The organism is Mesotoga sp. B105.6.4 (assembly GCF_002896535.1).
Classification (GTDB): Bacteria; Thermotogota; Thermotogae; order Petrotogales; family Kosmotogaceae; genus Mesotoga.
Map to the genome: position 1 here is coordinate 223,030 of NZ_JWIM01000008.1, position 18,777 is coordinate 241,806.

An 18,777-nucleotide genomic window follows, 5' to 3' on the forward strand; every position below is an offset into this window, starting at 1 on the left:
AATTTATTCTATCATTTCGACAGGGCATTTCTGCAAATGTTCACCAAAATCCTGGTCATTCAAACCAATCAACTCACTCATAGAGCAAATGGCAACTTCTAAACATATTGCCGATTGTTCGAATAATGACACAATAAGGGCCTCAGTTCTCGTAAGAATCAGGAGTCTGACCCGTTAATCCTCACCGGTTAATTCTCAATCATTTCTCAAATGAGCTTGATGTCATCTATACGCGTCTCCGCGTTTGACTATCTGAACAACAAGAATTACAAATTCATCTCCCCGGACCTGGAAAATGACTCTGTAATCATCGACCCTCAAACGAAGAAGACCGTTGTATTTACCCGAAAGACTTTTAACGTCCGGTTTCTTGCTGCCCTTTGCGTCGTAGTAATCTACAAGCTGGCGGAAGCTTTTATCTATTCTATTCTTAATCGCGGTATCGAGCTTGTCGTGTCGCCGTTTGCTTGATCTCGTGAAGCTAACCCGGTAACTCATAGCTATCGACGATTTCCAGATCCTCTTCCGTCATCTGATCCAGTATCCTTGTGAGTTCCTCATTCTCTTCGGGGTCGCACGGTTCGGCGTTAGCCATTATCTTGAAGTACATCGAATTATAGCCTTCCGTCTTTATGAGATTCCATAGAGCCGTCTCGATGATTTCACTGGCGCTCTTGCCCTGTACACGACCTAGCTCCTTCAGAACCTTCCATGAAGAAGGTGTCATCATTATATTGTGTCTCTCTTTGGTTTCCTGAATATTCTTCATACGATCACCGCCTTATACACACTATACGCATAGTATATCATTTTTCCGGTTGCACCTGATCTTACCGACCGATCGGCCACCGTTAGCCGGCTTGAAAGTAGATTCTCCACACAATTGTCTGATCTCACTCGCAGGCAATTAGAACCTACTGCTCGACCAACTTCAATGCGTTGAATAGATAAAAGAAGGCTTCTGGATCTGTCTTCTTCAGCTTGTTCAGCTTGCTCCACGACGGGTTGACGATATTGACATCACGTAAGTCGATTGTTTCTCGAAACTTTTCATGACTTCCTTTGCCTGCCTTCAGCAACTGAGCAAGATACGCTACCTTTGCCGAACTTCTTATGGCGTCTTCTAGAGAGTAGCTGCTGTTGAAGGAGAATGATTTGAACGCCTTAATACCCGTCATAAGATCGTTGAACTGTTCATTCTTGTAGACTCCTTTGTAGATAAGCGTGATAGCCGTGTCAAAACAGTCATTCAGGACATCCGCCTCGCTCAAGTCCAGCTTCCTGTAACCGAGTTCGAACATGCAGTTCTGCGCGAACGATTCCCGCACTTCATCGAGATTGGCCAGATTGTCGAAAAGGACTCCCAGATCGAAGAGCTGCTTGATTATCTCGGTTTCCTTTCCGGTGCCGTACGGAATACCCGTCGTATTCGGTGCAAAGGCAGTAAGCTTGTCTCCAAGCAGAGCATCGAGGGTCTGCACGGTTACCGACACGTCCGGTGGGGCTGTCTCTATTACCCCATGCCTCACGGGAACTTTCAACAGCGACCTTGTGCCGACCTCCTGGTAAAGAATATCCAGAAAGACTGCCCGTTCTCTTCCGTCCAACACCGAATCCCTCACGAATCCATAGTGAGTTTTAGGAAGATCCGATGGAGTCTTGCGTTCATCCTCGAACCAGCTTTTGAATATGCCCTTCTTACAGATTGCATTGAATATATCCTCAAGACCTTCCTTCTCATCGTGGAGCAATATGTCTATGTCCAGCGAAAACCTGTTGAAATTATCCAGAAGAAGCATAAGAGACGTCCCGCCTTTGAATATGAAGTCGAGGCCTTCAACGGAGAGCTGTTCGAGCAACGTCAGCGCCATTATGCTCTTCTCTACTATTCCGGGGTCATTCTTCTTGTAGAATTTCATAATCGCATCCAACCATTGTCTGGTAGCAGAGTTTCTTGTGATCATATGTCCTCTCCCTGGGTCACTATGAGCTTGTCTATCTCTTCTAACCTCCCGCGTCGCCTAGCATATCTTCTGAACGTGCTCAGGCTCACGTCGTAATCTATCAAAGCTCTGCGAAATATGTTGCATAACTCCTCTCCTTGAAACGATACGAAGAGATCTTTCTCGCAGACAAGATCGACAAGTATCTTCTCCAGCTTCGGAATGGAGACTCCACCAGAGGACGTCACAGGGGCTTCGGTTACAAGCGGCCTTACAACGAAACACTTCTTGCATCCGAGGATGTAGTTGTCCATCTCTTTCGGAGTCGGATCAATGAACACCCTGGAGTACGCAGCTTTGATGAATTCAAACACTGCCTTCTCTGCATCTCGCTCAGTTTCTATGATCACCATTGAAGTAAGTGCCTGGTGAACCGTAAACTCGTTCAGCCATCTGCTATCCCAGACACACAGATTATCCAGGTACGGGAATCTCTTACTAAGCTTCTTAAACAAACCAGCGAGTTCCTTCGATATGTCAGGCTCAAACTCACGCTTGCTTCCGGCAGCGTAGAGGCCTCTTCTGACGTTTCTCACGAGTCCCTCTCTCTTCAGCCGGTGCAATTTAGCAGAAAGAGTCCCCGTCTTCGCATCGGGGAAACGAAGACTCAGCCTCTTAACCAGCTCATCGGTTGTCAGAAAACGATCGTTCTCGAACAAGTCTCTTACATAGCTTTGATCAATATAGTTCATAGAAATCACCTGCAATTAACGGCAATATATAGTTACAATTGCCACTTTTATATTATAGCATAGCGCCTTTCTTTCATGTGCTTGCAGAAGCTATGCTTGGAGTCACAGACCCAAGAGGACCTGATAGGTGGGAAGACTGGAAGTATTACGTCAGCAATTAAGGCAGGCAGATTCCTTTCTTTCAATGCCTTCACAAAACGAAGGATTTCTTCTATGAGAGCATCGGGTGCGGTTTCAGTTTCCTTTCTCAGGAGCTGTCGTTTATCCACTAGATCGCCCCCTTTCAATGTGATTAAAATCGCTCTGTCAACCAGGATCTCTCGCTTAGTCAGGTGATTTGCACAAGAGCATTGTGTTTAATGAAAGATCTTGGTAGTCCTGAAAAATCTCCGCGGTTCATTATCAAAAGGGAGGCGATTTGTCTTGTCATTTCACAAGATAATCTCAGCCAAGAAGAGCAAATCAACCAATTTCGCACTAAGAAGAATGTTGAGCAGATGCGAATGATCTAGTCTGACCCGATTTATTTAAGGATCAAGTCAGCTTACGAAGTGAGTGTTCTGATCAGTGAATCTCGTTTGCTTCTCGATGAACTCGGTCAAGCCCCTTTTCTCTGCTCCTAACCAACCACTAAAAAGGGCTATGAAAATCGAGTCTGTCCCATTTTTGTGGTCCCGTCTTGTCATCTCACAAGATAATCTCAGCCAAGAAGAGCAAATCAACCAATTTCGCACTAAGAAGAATGTTGCGCAGATGCGAATGATCTAGTCTGACCCGATTTATTTGAGGATCAAGTCAGCTTACGAAGTGAGTGTTCTGATCAGTGAATCTCGTTTGCTTCTCGATGAACTCGGTCAAGCCCCTTTTCTCTGCTCCTAACCAACCACTAAAAAGGGCTATGAAAATCGAGTCTGTCCCATTTGTTTGAAAACTCATTCTTCGTTCCAGAGCGAGGACCTGTTCTTCGTTCTTGGTTAAGCCAAGAAGAAGATCGAAAACAAAATTCAGGATCCGACTCTGAAATGATTGCCTTAGGTTATTTGGAGAACATCGCATCCCGTCATGCTGAACTTGTTTCAAAATACTGCTCTCAAGGTTTTTCGAACCCGCAACCACCTACCTGCAACCTCGGTACTTCAAGACCAGATCCCGTGCAGACCCCCCAAACAGGAGCATTTTGGGGCAGGCTCTACGGGATGACAAAGAAAGGGATTGACATAAGGAGTACTCGGGATGACGGCCTTAGGTTATTTGGAGAATATCGCATCCCGTCATGCTGAACTTGTTTCAAAATACTGCTCTCAAGGTTTTTCGAACCTGCAACCTCGGTACTTCAAGAACAGATCCCGTGCAGACCCCCCAAACAGGAGCATTTTGGGGCAGGCTCTACGGGATGACAAAGAAAGGGATTGACATAAGGAGTACTCGGGATGACGGCCTTAGGTTATTTGGAGAATATCGCATCCCGTCATGCTGAACTTGTTTCAAAATACTGCTCTCAAGGTTTTTCGAACCTGCAACACCTACCTGCAACTCGGTGCTTCAAGACCAGATCGTAAAGAAGAGCCCTTAACAGGAGATTCTCAGGGCAGGCTTACGGGTGATGAAGTAAGGAGTTTGTACGAGTGACATGGGGTGATAGCCTTCTTTTGCATCGCGTCATTCTGAGATGATCCTGCTCAGAATCTCGCTCTTCTTGTGAGTGAGCGAACGTCTCGACCATGCTCCTTCTCGATGCTTCTTATTGGTCTCGCAAGGCAGAAACTGGTCTGTGCGAACAGACAGTCTTCAAAATCGCCTCCTGCCGAAGGCAGCATTGCGTCCCCGGATGCTTCTCCGGGCATTGCGACCTGGCGAAGCCAGCCTTGCGTCCGCCGATGTTCTTTCGGCGCCTTGCGTCTAATTTTAGCGATTTCGGTGGACGGCGGACCGTCGACGGACAACGTTGTTTTGAACAGCGCTCAGCGGGTTCACCGTTCTTAAGCGTACAGCGGCTCTTTGAGCGAGAAGACGCTTTGAGTCTGAGATGAAGCTTGGCTTCGAGAGAAACCCTATTCGAGACTACGAAAAACAAGAAGAGAAAGCAGATCCAATAGCATCACCAGGGTGGGTATTGAGTGTAGGGTCTGGGGTTTGGCGGAAAGAACCGACTGACCCATTCACAATTATCTGATGCTACTGAGAGCGAGTAGCTGGCGACGCGTCTTACCGTTGAAGCATGACCATAAATTTACTCACTCTGTCATCCTCACTTGATCTTGGTCACAATCTGGGCTGCGGGTCTTGACGAATGACGGGTTACCAATCACCAACAACGGGCAACTATTTCTTCTGCTTGCAACTGACAACATGAAACTTGGAACTGTTTCCGGTGGACGGCGGACCGTTGACGGACAACGTTGTTTTGAGCAGCGATCAGCCGGTCCTTGCTCCTAAGCGTACTGCGATTTTTAGGAGCAGGATTCTGAATCATTTTGGAATGACGACTGGCTACTCCCTCTACCCTCATTCTATACTCTCTGCTTTCTCTCTTGTGACAATACACGAGAATGACGGAATCCTAGACGAAGAACCAAGAACCTGAACGCGTAGCGTAGGAACGAAGAACTGCTCTTTTTTTAGTGACGAGTCCATACTTTGTGACGAAGGTCGCCGGACCGGCATGAGTGTCGCCGATCGCCAGGAGTTTTGTGGGACCGCCATCAATCAGCGTTCGAGGTCATGTCGCCGTAGGCTGCAAGAACCGCCTGTTCCATATGGACCATTTCCTCGTCTGACAGAAAGTCGAAGTGACTCTTTCGTTTCTGTGCTGAAAGCCTGCCATTGTTTTGCAGACAAAAGCGGATGAAGAGGTCTATCAACCGGTCGGGCATATCCACGATCTCCTGGATGGCTTTCTTTGTTTTATCGTAGTTGGCCAGAAACGCCAGTTCTTGCGTGAGTTCCACCTCGATGGTCTGATCGATGAACTTGAAGAGTGCCTCCGCCTGGGGCGTCAAATCTATATACCGGTACCACCTGGCTGTATCGTTGTGCACGGTCATGCGGCCCTCTTCATCGAGCGAGTATTCCGCCAGGGCCATAATATGCCGTGAGAATGCTTCCAGAGAGGCGTCATAGTCGGCAGGGTTCTTCAGCATGGATACCGATATGGGAAACATGAGGCCTTTGGGCGTAAAGCCTCGCCGGGCAAGAATGTTGTGGATCAGGAAACGGTGGATTCGACCGTTGCCGTCTTCGAACGGGTGCAAGAAAACGAACCCATAACCGATAACGGCGGCGTGAATTACGGGGGGCACATCGCCCGAGTCCATTCGCTTATGGGCGGCTATCAGGCCCTCCATCAGGCCAGCCAAATCTTCAGGCTTTGGACATATGAAATGTATTTTTTCCTTTTGCCAAGAGATTGTTTCTCCGACGTAGTTCTGGCTTGTCCGGTAATCGTAATCGCGAAACCGTTGATCGACAATGCGATTCTGAAGTTCGATCAAGCGCGGTTTTTCGCAGAAGTCTTCCTGCTCGGCCAGCTGAAGTAACGCTACAAATCGCTCGGTTCTTGTCGATGTGGGCTTAATACTTTCGATCTCAAAAGAGGATCTTGTCTCCCTGGTGTAGAGATAGCCGAGCGCTCTCCTCAGCAACTCCGGGGAATAGCCAGCCGCTACCCTGCGGCATCTCCCGGCAAGATCGGCTGTTTCAAAGTTTCGAAGGGTTTCAGTTCGTCGAACCGTTGGGCAAAAGCGTGGGTCACCCAGTAGATTGTCTTTGATTCGCTGTCGACGAATCTGGCGGGCCGGGCTGACCGTGTAATATTCATCCGGCTCAAGAAGATAAATGTAGTTACCCTGCTTCAAGTCATCTAGAGGAAGCATTTTCCCGGTAAGAAACTCGTAAAGATACCACAGCCGCCTGGCGTATTTGCCGGTCGGTCTGGAGCGAAGATATTCGAGCAAATCTCTTTCTGTAACTTCCTGAAATATGCTGTCGAGTATTGCAAGATTCGTCCCGTCATATTTGAGCGCAAATTCAAGATGATCACCAAGTGTATCCCCCGGCCAGTACTTAGAAGGATATACTTCCTCGACTATGCCTTCGCTCGAGTCGATCCGGCGGATTCCACTCGTGGTCACCATGGACTTGTGCCAATTTGGAATAACATCTAAGTCATATCGCTCGATAAGCGTCGCATATCCCGCGAGTCTTTCGGTTGATCTTTCCTGATCGTTTTCAGCCATAGCTTCCTCCGAAAAAACGATTACAATCCAAGAATTATTGTTATATTGTAGCACAAGTCAAGACAAATAATTACTGACAACACCCTGCACTTACTACACTCCAGGGACAACGATTACAAAACAAGACAATCACTTACACAAGCCCTTTGTGAGGGAAATAGTGTTACGCTAATAGAACAGGGTCAGGCTCCATTTTTCACAGTGAACGAGAAATCGAAGACAAAAAACTGTGAGGGACTTCTTATACACAAAAAGAAGAAAACGGAGCCTATTTCCTGCTCCGCCCACGAAGACACCCCCAGTCAAAGAAAATAAACCACTATGGTTCACGTGAAAACAACGTTGTCCGTCATCGGTCCGCCGTCCTTTGATACGCGCGCAAGACGTGAGAACAATCGTCGAGAAAGAGCATTGTCGAGATGTTCGCTGAGCTCACGAGAAGGCGAGTGAAAAGTCAGTCATTGCTGAAATTAGACGCAAGGCGCCGAAAGAACATCGGCGGACGCAAGGCTGGCTCCGCCAGGTCGCAATGCCCGGAGAAGCATCCGGGGACGCAAGGCTGCCTTCGGCAGGAGGCGATTTTGAGCCTGTTTGTTGGCACAGACCAGTTTCGGCTTTGCGAGACCAATAAGAAGCGTCGAGAAGGAGCACTGTCGAGACGTTCACTGAGCTCACGAGAAGGCGAGTGAAAAGTCAGTCACTGCTGAAATTAGACGCAAGGCGCCGAAAGAACATCGGCGGACGCAAGGCTAGCTTCGCCAGGTCGCAATGCCCGGAGAAGCATCCGGGGACGCAAGGCTGCCTTCGGCAGGAGGCGATTTTGAAGACTGTCTGTTCGCACAGACCAGTTTCTGCCTTGCGAGACCAATAAGAAGCATCGAGAAAGAGCATTGTTGAGACGTTTGCTTCGCTCACGAGAAGGCGAGAACTCTCTCCTGTTTCTCGTCCTCTCTCCTCATCTCGTACTCTCGATGCTCTTCTTTGAAACAGACACTTTCCGCCACTTCGTGGCCATCCTCCCTCAAGGTAGGACCTAAGATCATCATCCAAAGAGCTTGATAGGTCTTGAAGCTCTGCTCGGAGAACGGTGAACCGATAACGGACAACCATTTTCTTATTCAACTTGCAGCTTGCAACATTGCACTTGAACTGTTTCAAAGATCGAGATCCTGGCCAGTAGCGTGCCAGGATGACATGAAGGACTGTCATCCCGATATGAAACTGATCGGGATCTCGAATGTAAGAACCGCTGTACGCTTAAAACCGGGGAACCCGCTGGACGCTGACGAAGACAACGTTGTCCGTCAATGGTCCCTTTTCCTTCGAATTAGCCCAGAAATTCGTCATGAAGTTATATCAGCATCTCGATCTTAAAGCCCCTGTAAACTGGGAAGAGCAGTCATTAGCAAAGGCTTAGCAAGAAGGGACTGACCGGTTTCCGAGGTCCCATTTTCTACGGTACGACAATGTTGAATTCGAAATACATCCTGCCTGCCTCGAACCCGACGCCAAGTCTCAATGGAGAGAACCCGAGCTGTTGAGGCCCCAGCGCCAGCGTATGCGCGACATCGCCCCGGATGTAGATAAGGTCAAAACCGATTTTTGCTCCGACGTAGCCGTACCAGGCGATGCCCGGTAGTATCGTGTTGCATCCCAGACCGGTATCTTCCGGAAGCGTGAACATCATAAAGGGCGTTGCAAGACCGGCAAATAGCGGGCCCAGATTACACCTCAGGTCGAGACTGATAACGTCTATACCGACAAAGCCCAACAGAGGCGTATTCGAAAGCGATTCAGTCTTTGCCAGGGCGCTTATAAGACCGAGCGAAGGCATTGCAAGAGTAAAAGAGCACACAAACAGAAGAGCTAACAAGAGAGAGATCAATGTCTTCAAACTTTTCAGGTTCCGACAGGAATCTTACACCTCTCAACTGTTGAGACAATACAACCTGCAGAGTCTTTTAAAGTTCTCGTGGAAATACCTTTCGCTTTTCATTGAAGCGGAAAGAATCCAGTTTCTCCGCTAGATCTAAAGGCGTTTGTTATAAAGGCTTGATAGTGACGTTTTTGAAAATGACGCTGGTATTATGCCAGGCTCTCAGCCCAACTCTTCCATTTGTAAGTTTGCTTTCGCTGCTGTCGGTGGCTGTGAAAACTTCGTTCCCGTTGAAGTAGAAGGTGAAATTTTGGCCTCTTGCCGAAATTTTTATTGTATGATCGCCATCACTTGCGATAATGTTCGAGGGAATTTGTGAGCTAGCGATGACCGTCTCATTGTATCCGGAGAATCTTGAGAATTCGAACTTCTTCTTTGTCACATCGAATTTGAAAGCATAGGCAGAGAGTTTCGAATGAGCGTTTTCTCCGGTAGCTCGAAAGAAAACTGCATAACCGCCTTTCTGACTTTCAGAAGTTTGCCCTGTATAGTACAAGTTTACAGTTATGTCGTAGTCCTTCCAGTTTTCGTCAACATCAAGAATACCACGGCTCTGATTTCCATCTCCAGGATTACTCATTATTCCAGAAGTAACAACGTTCCATGTCCCTGTTGAGTGAACGAACGGTAATCTATTCAGACCCGTAAAGGATAGATTCAGACCCGAAGAAACCGTCTGATTACCGCTCCCGTCAAGATAGACGTGGTAGTAGGCCTTTGAGTTCTCTGAACTGGCCGCTCCTCCGGGGAGGAATTCGTACTCTCCAGCCGGAAAGCCAGAACCCGTATTTGTAAGCAGTGTGTAGAGTGTAGAAGTATCCACTTCTTTATTGGTGAATATAACGAAGTCATAGACGCCTTCATTATCGCTCCAGGCAACTCCGTAATCGCTGCTAACGTTTCTTCCGAGACTGTCGACCGACGATGGTATTCCATCACCGAGATATATTGAAGAAGAAATAGCTCTCGATAGAGTCTTGAAGTCTGAAGCGACGGCAGTCGCCCTGGCCTTTCTCATAGCGTTAAGGGCAAGAGGTGTAGAGACGGCAATGATTGATCCAATAACGGCAAGCACTATGAGCAACTCAACAAGTGAAAACCCTTTCTTCATTCCCATCCCTCCATCGATTCTTGATATCATTCTGATAGCTACATTGCAATTTCGTGCCAGAAGAGGCACAGACCGGTGACAGAAGAAAGTGAAGTGAAAGTGGTATCATATGTTTTGATTATCCCTTCTTGAGGTGAGTCGATGGAAATCGTAGAGATGCGATCAGACGAAATCACAGCTGTAAAGAAACTATTTCTGGAGGTATTTTCAGCAGAGCCCTGGAATGATCATTGGAAGAGTGATGAAGAGTTAACGCAGTATATCAGGGAGCTTACGCAGAATCCAAACTCGCTCTCCCTTATGCTAATAGATGATTATGAAAACATAGTCGCAGCTTCGCTTGGATACGTCTTCAGCTGGTGGCAGGGCAAAGACTATTTCATAAAGGAGTTCTTTGTTTGCGGAGAAAGTCAAGGCAAGGGAATAGGAAGCGAATTTCTCGTGCTGATGGATGACTTTCTACTGGCGCGCGAAATCAAGTCGATCTGGCTTATGACCGAAAGAACTGTTCCTGCCTATCGCTTCTACTTGAAGAACGGCTTCACGGAGGCTGAAGATATTGTCTTTTTCCAGAAGTCTGTAAAGAAGTCTCATTGATCTGCTGAAGGTCAAAGAGGCCTCACCGTTACGCTCTTGAAGACGACTTCAACATTTCCCCATGTTCTCAGGCCGACTTTGCCGTTAGCGAGATCACTATTGCTTGCTTCCAGTACTTTGGTTCCGTTGAAGTAGAAAGTGAAATCTGAACCTTTTGCAACTATCCGGATAGTGTGCTCTCCGGATTTAACAATTCTATCATTGGCCATGATTCCAGGGATGAAAGGGGATGAAGCTACAAGACTTTCGCCATATCCCGAGACTTTTCTCAACAAAAAGGATGGGACGTAAATACTGTCTTCTCTGTAACCCGGATCAAACTGAAACGCATAGGAAGAGAGGTTATCTCCAGCGTTTCTACCCGTCGCGCGGAAGTACACGGCATATCCTCTGGCGCGAGTTTCGCCGGATTTGTACTGATCCGCAAAAGAAAGGTTGACTACAATTTCGTAATCTTCCCACGTCCAGTTATCATCTCCAACATTGAGTATTGCCCTGTTTTGACTTTCTTTGTAGTTACTACTATCAAACACTCCAAAAGCAGTGGCAAGTCCATTGCTCTCTGCCGTCCATCCTCCGGTAGAGTACAGGAAGGGAAGCTGATTAAGATTTGCAAAGGATAGATTCAGACCCGAAGAAACCGTCTGATTACCGCTCCCGTCAAGATAGACGTGGTAGTAGGCCTTTGAGTTCTCTGAACTGGCCGCTCCTCCGGGGAGGAATTCGTACTCTCCAGCCGGAAAGCCAGAACCCGTATTAGTAAGCAGTGTGTAGAGTGTAGAAGTATCCACTTCTTTATTGGTGAATATAACGAAGTCATAGACGCCTTCATTATCGCTCCAGGCAACTCCGTAATCGCTGCTCACGTTTCTTCCGAGACTGTCGACCGACGATGGTAATCCATCACCGAGATATATTGAAGAAGAAATAGCTCTCGATAGAGTCTTGAAGTCTGAAGCGACGGCAGTTGCCCTGGCCTTCCTTATAGCGTTAAGGGCAAGAGGTGTAGAGACGGCAATGATTGATGCAATAACGGCAAGCACTATGAGCAACTCAACAAGTGAAAACCCTTTCTTCATTCCCATTCCTCCATCGTTTCTTGATCTCATTCCGATAGCTACGATGCAATTTCGTGCCATGTGTTGACCTGAATACTGTGTCGAGGGAGAGTCTGACTGGTGCTAAGCTCTCTCGATAAGTATCTCAAGGATTTCCTAAGATCGTACCGGAATTCTACTCGTTAAAGGGATACTCCCGGTCTAGCATGGCGGTAACGACTGACGCTTGAGATATAATTCAGCTGTTGGATCAAATGAATAATAAAGGGGAATAAGAATGAACCAAAAGTCGTTTCTTTTGGTTTCATTGCTATATGTTTGCACATTTCTGCTCTCGACAGGCATGATCGAGATTAGCAAAGACGCCGACTCAATTCTGTCCGCAGATCAAGCAGGAGACATTGAAATAACTGCAGATGGAAACATTTCCAATATTCTAAACCCGCTGATCTCATCATTTGAAGAGAGAGTGGATGGAATAATGGCCGCCCTAAGGGTTCTGGCAAATACACAAGAAGTGCTTTCCGGCGACTGGTCGAAGATAAAGCCTCTCTTGAAGATCTTCAACGAAAGTTATGAAGGTCTGGCCATATGTATCGAAGCCAACGGAGACTACTATACCGTTCAGAGGGACTGGACAGGTCTAAACCTCTCAGATAGAGGCTACTTTCCGATTCTTCAGAGCGGCCACGAAGTTTCGGGGTATCGTTGGCAAAACACGAGAGAAAGAGCATCGAGAGTTCGCTCCGCTCACGAAAAGGCATCTCTTCAGTCTCTCTCGGTTCTTGAGGTCATGTCCAAAATGCACTTGATATGCTTCCTTTCTCCTCTACAGACAAGATCATTGCATAGTCTCCGCTTTCTGCAACTTCCGCATGTGACTGCATTTGAGATTGTAATTCCTTTTGTGGTTCGTGGTCTTCGGGTTCTGACCGATGCTTTTTAGAGGACGACGTTTTTGTTCCCAATCATTTCACAGAAAGAAGTCAGCCACGAATGAATGCGCTTCGCCACACAGAGGCTGTTAATAATCATCGCATCGATCCAGAAAAGTGAAATGGCACCTGTAGGTTCTAAGAATCATTTCTCTTCAAAGCATGTGGTTGAGTTTATCATCGGTATGATTATCGGCGGAGTCAATCCCGCTTCTGCAGAGATTGATATTAGGAGACCCCTCGCCATTTGAATAAGCATTGGTGTTCCTGAATACTTGATAAACCTCTCGAATTCTTCTTCTTGCATGTTTCTTGTTGAAACAAACAGCCCTGTAATTATCGCCTTGAAAGCTATAATAATCTTCTTTCCGGACTTAAGATTATAAGATATGTCAAGACACAGCTCACCACTTAATCTCTCATCCTTTCTGCGAATTTCATATTTCGGAATCAGATCCAAATCAGGTTTCAAGGAGACTTCTTTAAGCTCGCCCCTTATCTCGAAGCTGAGGCTTCTTATTGTATGAGATACTAATTGAAAACCTGCGATTTTCGGTTTCACCTAACACCCCCGTTAAGCGAGAAGCAATAAGCATCTTCTTGAGGACTTGCGAAACAAAGATCACCCATATTTACAACTCCGTTAGCTTTCTCTTCCAAATTTTCAAACTCTGCAAGAACCTGGTCATAATAAGATAAGAAAATCTGAGCCAATGCATTTGCGTTAACCCAATACTGTCTAATTAACCCTTTGCTCTCCTTATCAATCGGATTGCCATAAAGTATTCTCAAATCATCGACCGAAAACCTGAGCGGTTTTTTACCGGGATTGATCGGCATAATCAAGCCTTCAGAGACCGCTCTTTGAATCGTTTTCTCACTTACTTGAAGCGCTTCGGCAGCTTCCTTCTTCGTATAGGTGTTTTCGAGAAGCGACTTTATCGGATCCTCCGATTCGTCAGTAATGTCGTCCTCAAAGGCTACCAAGTCATCTCTAAGTTGGAGCATCTCTTCGTCTTTCGAAAATGAGAGCAACTCAATGATTGCATCGAATGCCTTTCTTCTCTCTCCGGCACTGATGCTCTCAAGCATTTCCCAGATTCTGTCAAACATAATCACTTCAATCACCCTCTCTGTTGAACAAAGACAGTTTTTTCCCAAGATTCTTCTGCAGAACCTCATATTTCGACCCAAGTCCTCCGTGGGAACCAACATATATCAGGTGTATAGTGTTTGACCTCTTGAAATATGAATACACTAACCTGCCATGGGAAACTGTCTTCAACTCTATAGAACGCAGTCCCTTGAGAGGACCAGTTTTCATTTCGCCCATTCTCGGATCATTCATCAAGCCAAGTACTATCCCGAGTATCTCCAGTTTGAACTCTCTTGTAGATTGATCCTTGAAATTCTTCTTAAACATCGTATGAGAGAAGAACTTCGGCTCACTGTAATCTATCCCTTTCCTCAGAGCTGATGAAAACTTCTCAACGTTATCAAAATGCAAACCGATCTTTCTCAGGTTCTCAAGAATCTTTTCTTCATCTTTCATAGAGAGTATACCTCTTCAATCAATTAAAGTCAATAGTTATGTCCATATTTGTCCATATATTCAAGTGATTGCATATGTTTTACATCTTTCCTTTGTTGCGACTTTGAATAGATAGTGGTTCAATACTCATAGGTAGTAAGAGATTGTTGGGAATTGTCGCCTCTCAATTCAATCAATGGAATAGATCCTAGAGGTCCATATCGTTGACCGAGCGCTTTGCCGGTGTCCAGAAATTTATCAAAGGCGGTTGCCATTCTCTTAGATATTTGAACCATTCAACATCTGTCAAAGCTAGAACGTCCATGGTTTTTCACCTCGCTTCGCTGTTGACTTGGATTTCGTAGAAAGTAACTCTCAAATGTGTCCGTTCAGCAAAACAGGAAATTCTCCACTTCTTCTTCGAGAAAGGAAAGTGTTGTTTTTCGAATGATCGACATTTACAAGATAATATCCGTACTCATAAAGGACGCCGTTTTGTATCCACTTCCAAACCAAAAAAGGGAATCTGTGACTGCATTTCACCATTCCAACTTTTTCGGAATATCTTCTCCGAAGGAAGTTTTTCGCCTGAAATTATGCTCATTGATTCCTCCATAATGTGTATTGTTGATCTCCTGCTTTCTTAACTGCACTCTTCCGATTGATCGAAGTTCCTACTTCCGGCTCTTCGTTTGACGGATCTCCCTCAAAGGTATCTAGTGCAACATCTTCTAGTTCAAGTGAACCGAGCTCCTCGACCATTGGAAGAATGAAAGGCGAAATTGCCCTTGAAACCTTCTGAACCAACTCCTCAATCGTCGTAATTTGGTCTTCTCCCTCTTCGTGGTCTGTAATAAGTGCAAGAGCAATGATTACGTGTCCATACATGTACCTCGCTTCAAGAATTCTAGGATCTGTTTTGGTCTTGCCTTTTTGCTCTGTTTTGAGATGCCAGTTATCAACATTGACAAAGAAGTCGTAATTATCCTCAGATGCTTTAGATATGTGTAGCGCATCATACCTGTCGAACCCGTATCTGTCCCATTCGTTCTCGTAAACCCTGATCACATTAGGTAGATTCAACCCGTGAAGCCCATGAGTATCATCTCCCGGATCCTTAGAAGCCGGTTTCTTTCGTTCTCCTTGTTCGCCGGAAGTCTTCTTCTCCGCTTCAGTTATCAGAACGAAGAATCTCGATTCAAAGATCTCGGTTTCACGAATATCAGATACTCTGGAGTTGTATTCAATTAGCTCTCCTACTTCTGCATCCTCTGGAACTCTTACATTAAGGTTTGCGGTACCGTTCCACAAATTAACAAAGTAATCCTCTATTTCAACATCTGGAGAGATCAACTCAAAGTGGCCTGAGTCATTCACTCGATAGAAATAGTCATTTTCTGCATCTGTTGTGAATTTCACCCTGAAATATGAATTGTTGATAGGGCATTGCTTTGGTTGGTCTTCACTTAACTTTCCAATAAGAGTGAAGAAAGTAGGGAACCGCTTTCCATTAAACTCCGGTTCACTCGCTATCGATGCTGCTTTGAAAGGATTATGCAACTGCTTGCCCTCGATAAATAGGCGTGATAACGTAGGCGACTTCCTCAAAATGTCTTGAAGAATCTCCTTAAGTGGTCTAGAGTCCTGTAATCTGCCTTCGATCTTCTCTCTCCGCCTTTTTTCATTCAGTTGCCTCAGACCTTCATGCCTTCTAAGAAGATCCTCAAGCTGTCTCTCAATTGCATTTTCGAATTCACCGCTTCTCAATCTATCTCTACTGTTCATAAACAGATCTTCTCTCAGTCTTCCTTGCAAACCAGAACAGTCAACAACAGCAAGGATGGAGTTCGAAACGTATCCAAGAGACACGCGGTTTCTCGTAAAAAAGGCAGTAGAAGCACTTAATCTTTCCACAAACTTTCGATCCCCCATAAAAAACCAGCAGCAGGGCTGGGAGAAGGGTTTGCCAGGTGTACTGTTTTCTTGTGGGCATAAAGGAAATTTTGCGAGATGGTATATACAAAAGGCTGATACTCAACAACAAGCATTTGGAATTCTGCGAAAAGATCCCACCTCTTCTGTTTATCCATCTCAGCAGTCTGTTTGACAAATATCTCGTGGATACGGTTTTCCCAGTCAAAAGACTCATAAATATCCGGATCTACAACACCAGGTTTGGTCTCTGGAGTGAAATTAAAGAAATGTAAAGGTCCATCCATCCTCCATACATTCCAACCGGAACCCGGATCGACGGAACCCGTAAGACCAATCAAAATCGCATCGTAATCAGGAATAAAAAGTCTGCTCACCAGAGTGTTGAAATCCGTAAGAACGAGGTTTATTTGCATACCGAGTTTCTCGGCGCTATCCACGATTATATTGCAAATAAATGCTCTATTCTCGTTGGTGGTGTTGGTGGAAAGATCAAATTCAACTCTTGTGCCTTCAGAGTCAATAAGATTACCGTCATCGTCCCAATCGAAACCACCCCTCTTCAATTCTAACCTTGCTCTTGTTATTGAGTATTTGTAAGGAAAAGCCTCAAGAGTCTCTGGATTGAAGAAGCCCGAAGAAGGACTAACAGGTCCGTATATTGCGGTGCCTAGACCATTAAAAAGTCCCGCGATTATGGCATCTTTATTCATAGCATACTGGAACGCCCTTCTGAAAAAAGGGTTCCTGAACCAATCCCTTTTGGCAGGGTCTGGGTTGTTGAAATTGAAGGTAATGAATTCTGAACCAAGATCAGGGCCTCCCTGCCCATAAATCCAACCTTTTTCTTCTGCCTGATCCACTATTCTCTGCCACGCATTTACGTTAGGAGAAATAACATCTATCTCCCCTGCTTCGAACAGAAGTTGAGGTTCAACGTTGCTGAATTTGAACTCAACGTTATCGAGATAAGGAAGCCTGGCACCCCCCGGTTCAAGCTCGAAATAGTATGGGTTCCTTGAGAGCCTTATTCTTACTCCTTCGATGAACTCACAAACCAAGAAAGGACCCATGCCAACGACTTCATTAAATTCTGTGACACGCCAGACCTCGGCTATCCGCCCCTCTTCTACTGCTTCCTTCAATATGTGCTTGGGCAGTATCGATGTCATTCCGACAGCCTTATAACACCAAACATTGGGTTCTGTCCAGGTAAAGGATATCACATCGCCATTTACGCTCACTGTTGGAAGGTAACCGGCAGAGTCTTTATATGTGGCATTGCCGTTCGCCGTGTTTTCCTCCAAAAACGCAACGTCCTCAAAGGTCCATCTGACATCCTCGATCGTAAAAGGGATTCCATCAGACCATTGTAGCGATTCTCTAACCCTGAAGTTTGCAGTTTTACCACCGTCAGCAAACCACCATTCCGAGGCAAGCCCGGCAATAGTAAGCAGACCACCAGTGTCGGCTCTGAGAAGAGACATGTGGTTGAGCTTAATTACATCGGTTGAGCTGGTTTCCTGAGCCCACAATGGATTTAGTGTTGCAGGTTCGTTTCTGGCAAATAGTTTTAGTGTCCCTCCATGATTTTCCGAGCGAAGATAAACGAAGTCCCATCTGATTGTATTAGAGTAAAATCCTCCGTTATCCTGTGCCCTGACTTCGAAGGTATGTTCTCCTTTAGAGTAACCATTCCACGTATAGCTCGTATTAAGTCCGTGGTTTGTCCAGATGCCACCGTCTTTTCTGTATTCGTATTTGACTATCTCTACTTCTTGACCCGCAAATCCAGCTTCTTGCCATTCAAAAACGCTGTTATCAGTTGCTATGCTTCCTGACGGCCCTCTCGATTTGATAACCTTTTCAGCAGCGTACGCAAAGCTCCAACTAACCGGCTCGGAGTAAGTCCCTTTGTTGTCCTGTGCCCTAACATCGAAGGTATGTTCTCCCTCCGAGTAACCATTCCACGTATAACTCGTGTTAAGCCCGTGGTTAGTCCAACTTCCCTCGTCTTTTCTGTACTCGTATAAGGTAATGTTCCCGTCGGAATCGTCTCCGGCCCAGCTGAAAGTGACGCTACTCTGGTTTATCGTTCCGGATGGACCGCTCAACTTAGTCACTGTGGGAGGCCTGTTTTGACGCGGGGGACATCCTGTCAATAAAAAGATTCCAGTTGTTAGCGCCACGAGTAAACAAACTCCTAACAGTCTACTTTTCATGTTTTAACCTCCTTTGTCCTGCAGAAGTGAACACTACCGGGAATTTCACACCATATGTGAATTTCCAGATCAGTGTATATATGAATACGCTCACTCGCTATCCTGTGCCCTCACTTCGAAGTTGTGTGGTCCTCTTGAATATGTTGCCCAAGCATATTCTGCTTCCAGCCCAAAACCTGTCTAGTCTCCATAGTCTGTTCTGAACTGGTAATTAACGATTTGCCTGCCCATGCCTTTCATGGTCCAGCTGAATACTGCTGTTTCTTCATCTGTTTTTCCAGATGGCCCACCAACTTTTGAGATCATGAATTTTCCTGCTTCTTCTTCCACAATTGTCTTGGCCGGTTCTGGTGACAGAAAACGCTGTAAAGCATCGCAACCGAAGAAATCAAATACAAGACCTGATAATAACTAGTACAATACCTTTTTTCATTCGCTCACCCCGAATTCGATCTATCTTCTCACGATACTTAATAACCACGTGAGGAGCCGCTAGGTTCTGCGCACAACATATCTTATCGGCCA

Annotated in this window: 17 protein-coding genes; 2 read left to right on the forward strand and 15 right to left on the reverse strand. The window is 45.8% G+C overall.

The window, feature by feature from the left end; genetic code table 11:
- Positions 1–222: 222 nt before the first annotated feature.
- The 8 genes from RJ60_RS04060 to RJ60_RS04110 all read right to left on the reverse strand — a co-directional run bounded on the left by RJ60_RS04060 (position 223) and on the right by RJ60_RS04110 (position 9,977).
- Positions 223–498 carry a type II toxin-antitoxin system RelE/ParE family toxin gene (locus tag RJ60_RS04060; protein WP_180979896.1) on the reverse strand — a complete coding sequence of 92 codons (276 nt, stop codon included), beginning with the start codon at positions 496–498 and terminating at the stop codon, positions 223–225.
- Positions 482–769, reverse strand: coding sequence for a hypothetical protein (locus RJ60_RS04065; protein ID WP_103134060.1), 288 nt, complete (start codon positions 767–769; stop codon positions 482–484). The genes RJ60_RS04060 and RJ60_RS04065 overlap by 17 nt, the downstream gene beginning before the upstream one ends.
- A gap of 145 nt (positions 770–914) precedes the next feature.
- Positions 915–1,964, reverse strand: a complete 1,050-nt coding sequence (locus RJ60_RS04070; RefSeq protein WP_103134061.1) for a nucleotidyl transferase AbiEii/AbiGii toxin family protein — start codon at positions 1,962–1,964, stop codon at positions 915–917.
- Complete coding sequence (locus RJ60_RS04075) at positions 1,961–2,695, reverse strand: DUF6577 family protein (protein WP_103134062.1); 735 nt, start codon at positions 2,693–2,695, stop codon at positions 1,961–1,963. The genes RJ60_RS04070 and RJ60_RS04075 overlap by 4 nt, the downstream gene beginning before the upstream one ends.
- 47 nt (positions 2,696–2,742) lie before the next feature.
- Entirely contained in the window at positions 2,743–2,964 is a 222-nt protein-coding gene (locus RJ60_RS15975) for a hypothetical protein (protein WP_103134063.1), read from the reverse strand.
- A gap of 2,433 nt (positions 2,965–5,397) precedes the next feature.
- Positions 5,398–6,930 carry a Fic family protein gene (locus tag RJ60_RS04095; RefSeq protein WP_180979897.1) on the reverse strand — a complete coding sequence of 511 codons (1,533 nt, stop codon included), beginning with the start codon at positions 6,928–6,930 and terminating at the stop codon, positions 5,398–5,400.
- 1,453 nt (positions 6,931–8,383) lie between these two features.
- Positions 8,384–8,824: a hypothetical protein gene (locus tag RJ60_RS04105; protein ID WP_103134067.1), complete on the reverse strand. Its 441-nt coding sequence runs from the start codon at positions 8,822–8,824 to the stop codon at positions 8,384–8,386.
- A 148-nt stretch (positions 8,825–8,972) separates the two neighbouring features.
- A complete protein-coding gene (locus tag RJ60_RS04110; protein ID WP_180979898.1) occupies positions 8,973–9,977 on the reverse strand; it encodes a family 16 glycoside hydrolase in 1,005 nt (334 codons plus the stop codon).
- A gap of 141 nt (positions 9,978–10,118) precedes the next feature.
- On the opposite strand from RJ60_RS04110, the gene RJ60_RS04115 reads away from it, so the two are divergent.
- Positions 10,119–10,574 carry a GNAT family N-acetyltransferase gene (locus tag RJ60_RS04115; protein ID WP_103134069.1) on the forward strand — a complete coding sequence of 152 codons (456 nt, stop codon included), beginning with the start codon at positions 10,119–10,121 and terminating at the stop codon, positions 10,572–10,574.
- An 11-nt stretch (positions 10,575–10,585) separates the two neighbouring features.
- Here the strand turns inward: RJ60_RS04115 and RJ60_RS04120 are convergent, their stop codons facing one another.
- The gene (locus tag RJ60_RS04120; RefSeq protein ID WP_103134070.1) at positions 10,586–11,653 is read right to left on the reverse strand and encodes a family 16 glycoside hydrolase; all 1,068 of its coding nucleotides are present in this window, start codon (positions 11,651–11,653) and stop codon (positions 10,586–10,588) included.
- Between the two features lie 256 nt (positions 11,654–11,909).
- Between RJ60_RS04120 and RJ60_RS04125 the strand changes: the two genes are divergently transcribed.
- Positions 11,910–12,578, forward strand: a complete 669-nt coding sequence (locus RJ60_RS04125; protein ID WP_103134071.1) for a hypothetical protein — start codon at positions 11,910–11,912, stop codon at positions 12,576–12,578.
- Between the two features lie 134 nt (positions 12,579–12,712).
- Here the strand turns inward: RJ60_RS04125 and RJ60_RS04130 are convergent, their stop codons facing one another.
- The 6 genes from RJ60_RS04130 to RJ60_RS15980 form a co-directional block, all read right to left on the reverse strand.
- Positions 12,713–13,129: a protein-export chaperone SecB gene (locus RJ60_RS04130; RefSeq protein WP_103134072.1), complete on the reverse strand. Its 417-nt coding sequence runs from the start codon at positions 13,127–13,129 to the stop codon at positions 12,713–12,715.
- A complete protein-coding gene (locus RJ60_RS04135; RefSeq protein ID WP_180979899.1) occupies positions 13,126–13,680 on the reverse strand; it encodes a helix-turn-helix domain-containing protein in 555 nt (184 codons plus the stop codon). The genes RJ60_RS04130 and RJ60_RS04135 overlap by 4 nt, the downstream gene beginning before the upstream one ends.
- 7 nt (positions 13,681–13,687) lie before the next feature.
- Complete coding sequence (locus RJ60_RS04140; RefSeq protein WP_103134074.1) at positions 13,688–14,119, reverse strand: type II toxin-antitoxin system RelE/ParE family toxin; 432 nt, start codon at positions 14,117–14,119, stop codon at positions 13,688–13,690.
- Positions 14,120–14,698: 579 nt separating this feature from the next.
- On the reverse strand, positions 14,699–16,012 hold the full coding sequence (locus RJ60_RS04145; protein WP_103134075.1) for a hypothetical protein: 1,314 nt from the start codon (positions 16,010–16,012) through the stop codon (positions 14,699–14,701).
- Positions 16,000–18,252: an ABC transporter substrate-binding protein gene (locus tag RJ60_RS04150; RefSeq protein WP_103134076.1), complete on the reverse strand. Its 2,253-nt coding sequence runs from the start codon at positions 18,250–18,252 to the stop codon at positions 16,000–16,002. The genes RJ60_RS04145 and RJ60_RS04150 overlap by 13 nt, the downstream gene beginning before the upstream one ends.
- 180 nt (positions 18,253–18,432) lie before the next feature.
- A complete protein-coding gene (locus RJ60_RS15980) occupies positions 18,433–18,558 on the reverse strand; it encodes a hypothetical protein (RefSeq protein ID WP_258006171.1) in 126 nt (41 codons plus the stop codon).
- Positions 18,559–18,777: the final 219 nt, after the last annotated feature.

Bases quoted from the DNA above. Each gene is read 5' to 3' on its own strand.
- RJ60_RS04115 (WP_103134069.1), top strand. From the start codon at position 10,119: ATGGAAATCGTAGAGATGCGATCAGACGAAATCACAGCTGTAAAGAAA.
- RJ60_RS04150 (WP_103134076.1), bottom strand. From the start codon at position 18,252: ATGAAAAGTAGACTGTTAGGAGTTTGTTTACTCGTGGCGCTAACAACT.
- RJ60_RS15980 (WP_258006171.1), bottom strand. From the start codon at position 18,558: ATGATCTCAAAAGTTGGTGGGCCATCTGGAAAAACAGATGAAGAAACA.
- RJ60_RS04065 (WP_103134060.1), bottom strand. From the start codon at position 769: ATGAAGAATATTCAGGAAACCAAAGAGAGACACAATATAATGATGACA.
- RJ60_RS04110 (WP_180979898.1), bottom strand. From the start codon at position 9,977: ATGAAGAAAGGGTTTTCACTTGTTGAGTTGCTCATAGTGCTTGCCGTT.
- RJ60_RS04120 (WP_103134070.1), bottom strand. From the start codon at position 11,653: ATGAAGAAAGGGTTTTCACTTGTTGAGTTGCTCATAGTGCTTGCCGTT.
- RJ60_RS04125 (WP_103134071.1), top strand. From the start codon at position 11,910: ATGAACCAAAAGTCGTTTCTTTTGGTTTCATTGCTATATGTTTGCACA.
- RJ60_RS04135 (WP_180979899.1), bottom strand. From the start codon at position 13,680: ATGTTTGACAGAATCTGGGAAATGCTTGAGAGCATCAGTGCCGGAGAG.
- RJ60_RS04095 (WP_180979897.1), bottom strand. From the start codon at position 6,930: ATGGCTGAAAACGATCAGGAAAGATCAACCGAAAGACTCGCGGGATAT.
- RJ60_RS04075 (WP_103134062.1), bottom strand. From the start codon at position 2,695: ATGAACTATATTGATCAAAGCTATGTAAGAGACTTGTTCGAGAACGAT.
- RJ60_RS04060 (WP_180979896.1), bottom strand. From the start codon at position 498: ATGAGTTACCGGGTTAGCTTCACGAGATCAAGCAAACGGCGACACGAC.
- RJ60_RS04140 (WP_103134074.1), bottom strand. From the start codon at position 14,119: ATGAAAGATGAAGAAAAGATTCTTGAGAACCTGAGAAAGATCGGTTTG.
- RJ60_RS04070 (WP_103134061.1), bottom strand. From the start codon at position 1,964: ATGATCACAAGAAACTCTGCTACCAGACAATGGTTGGATGCGATTATG.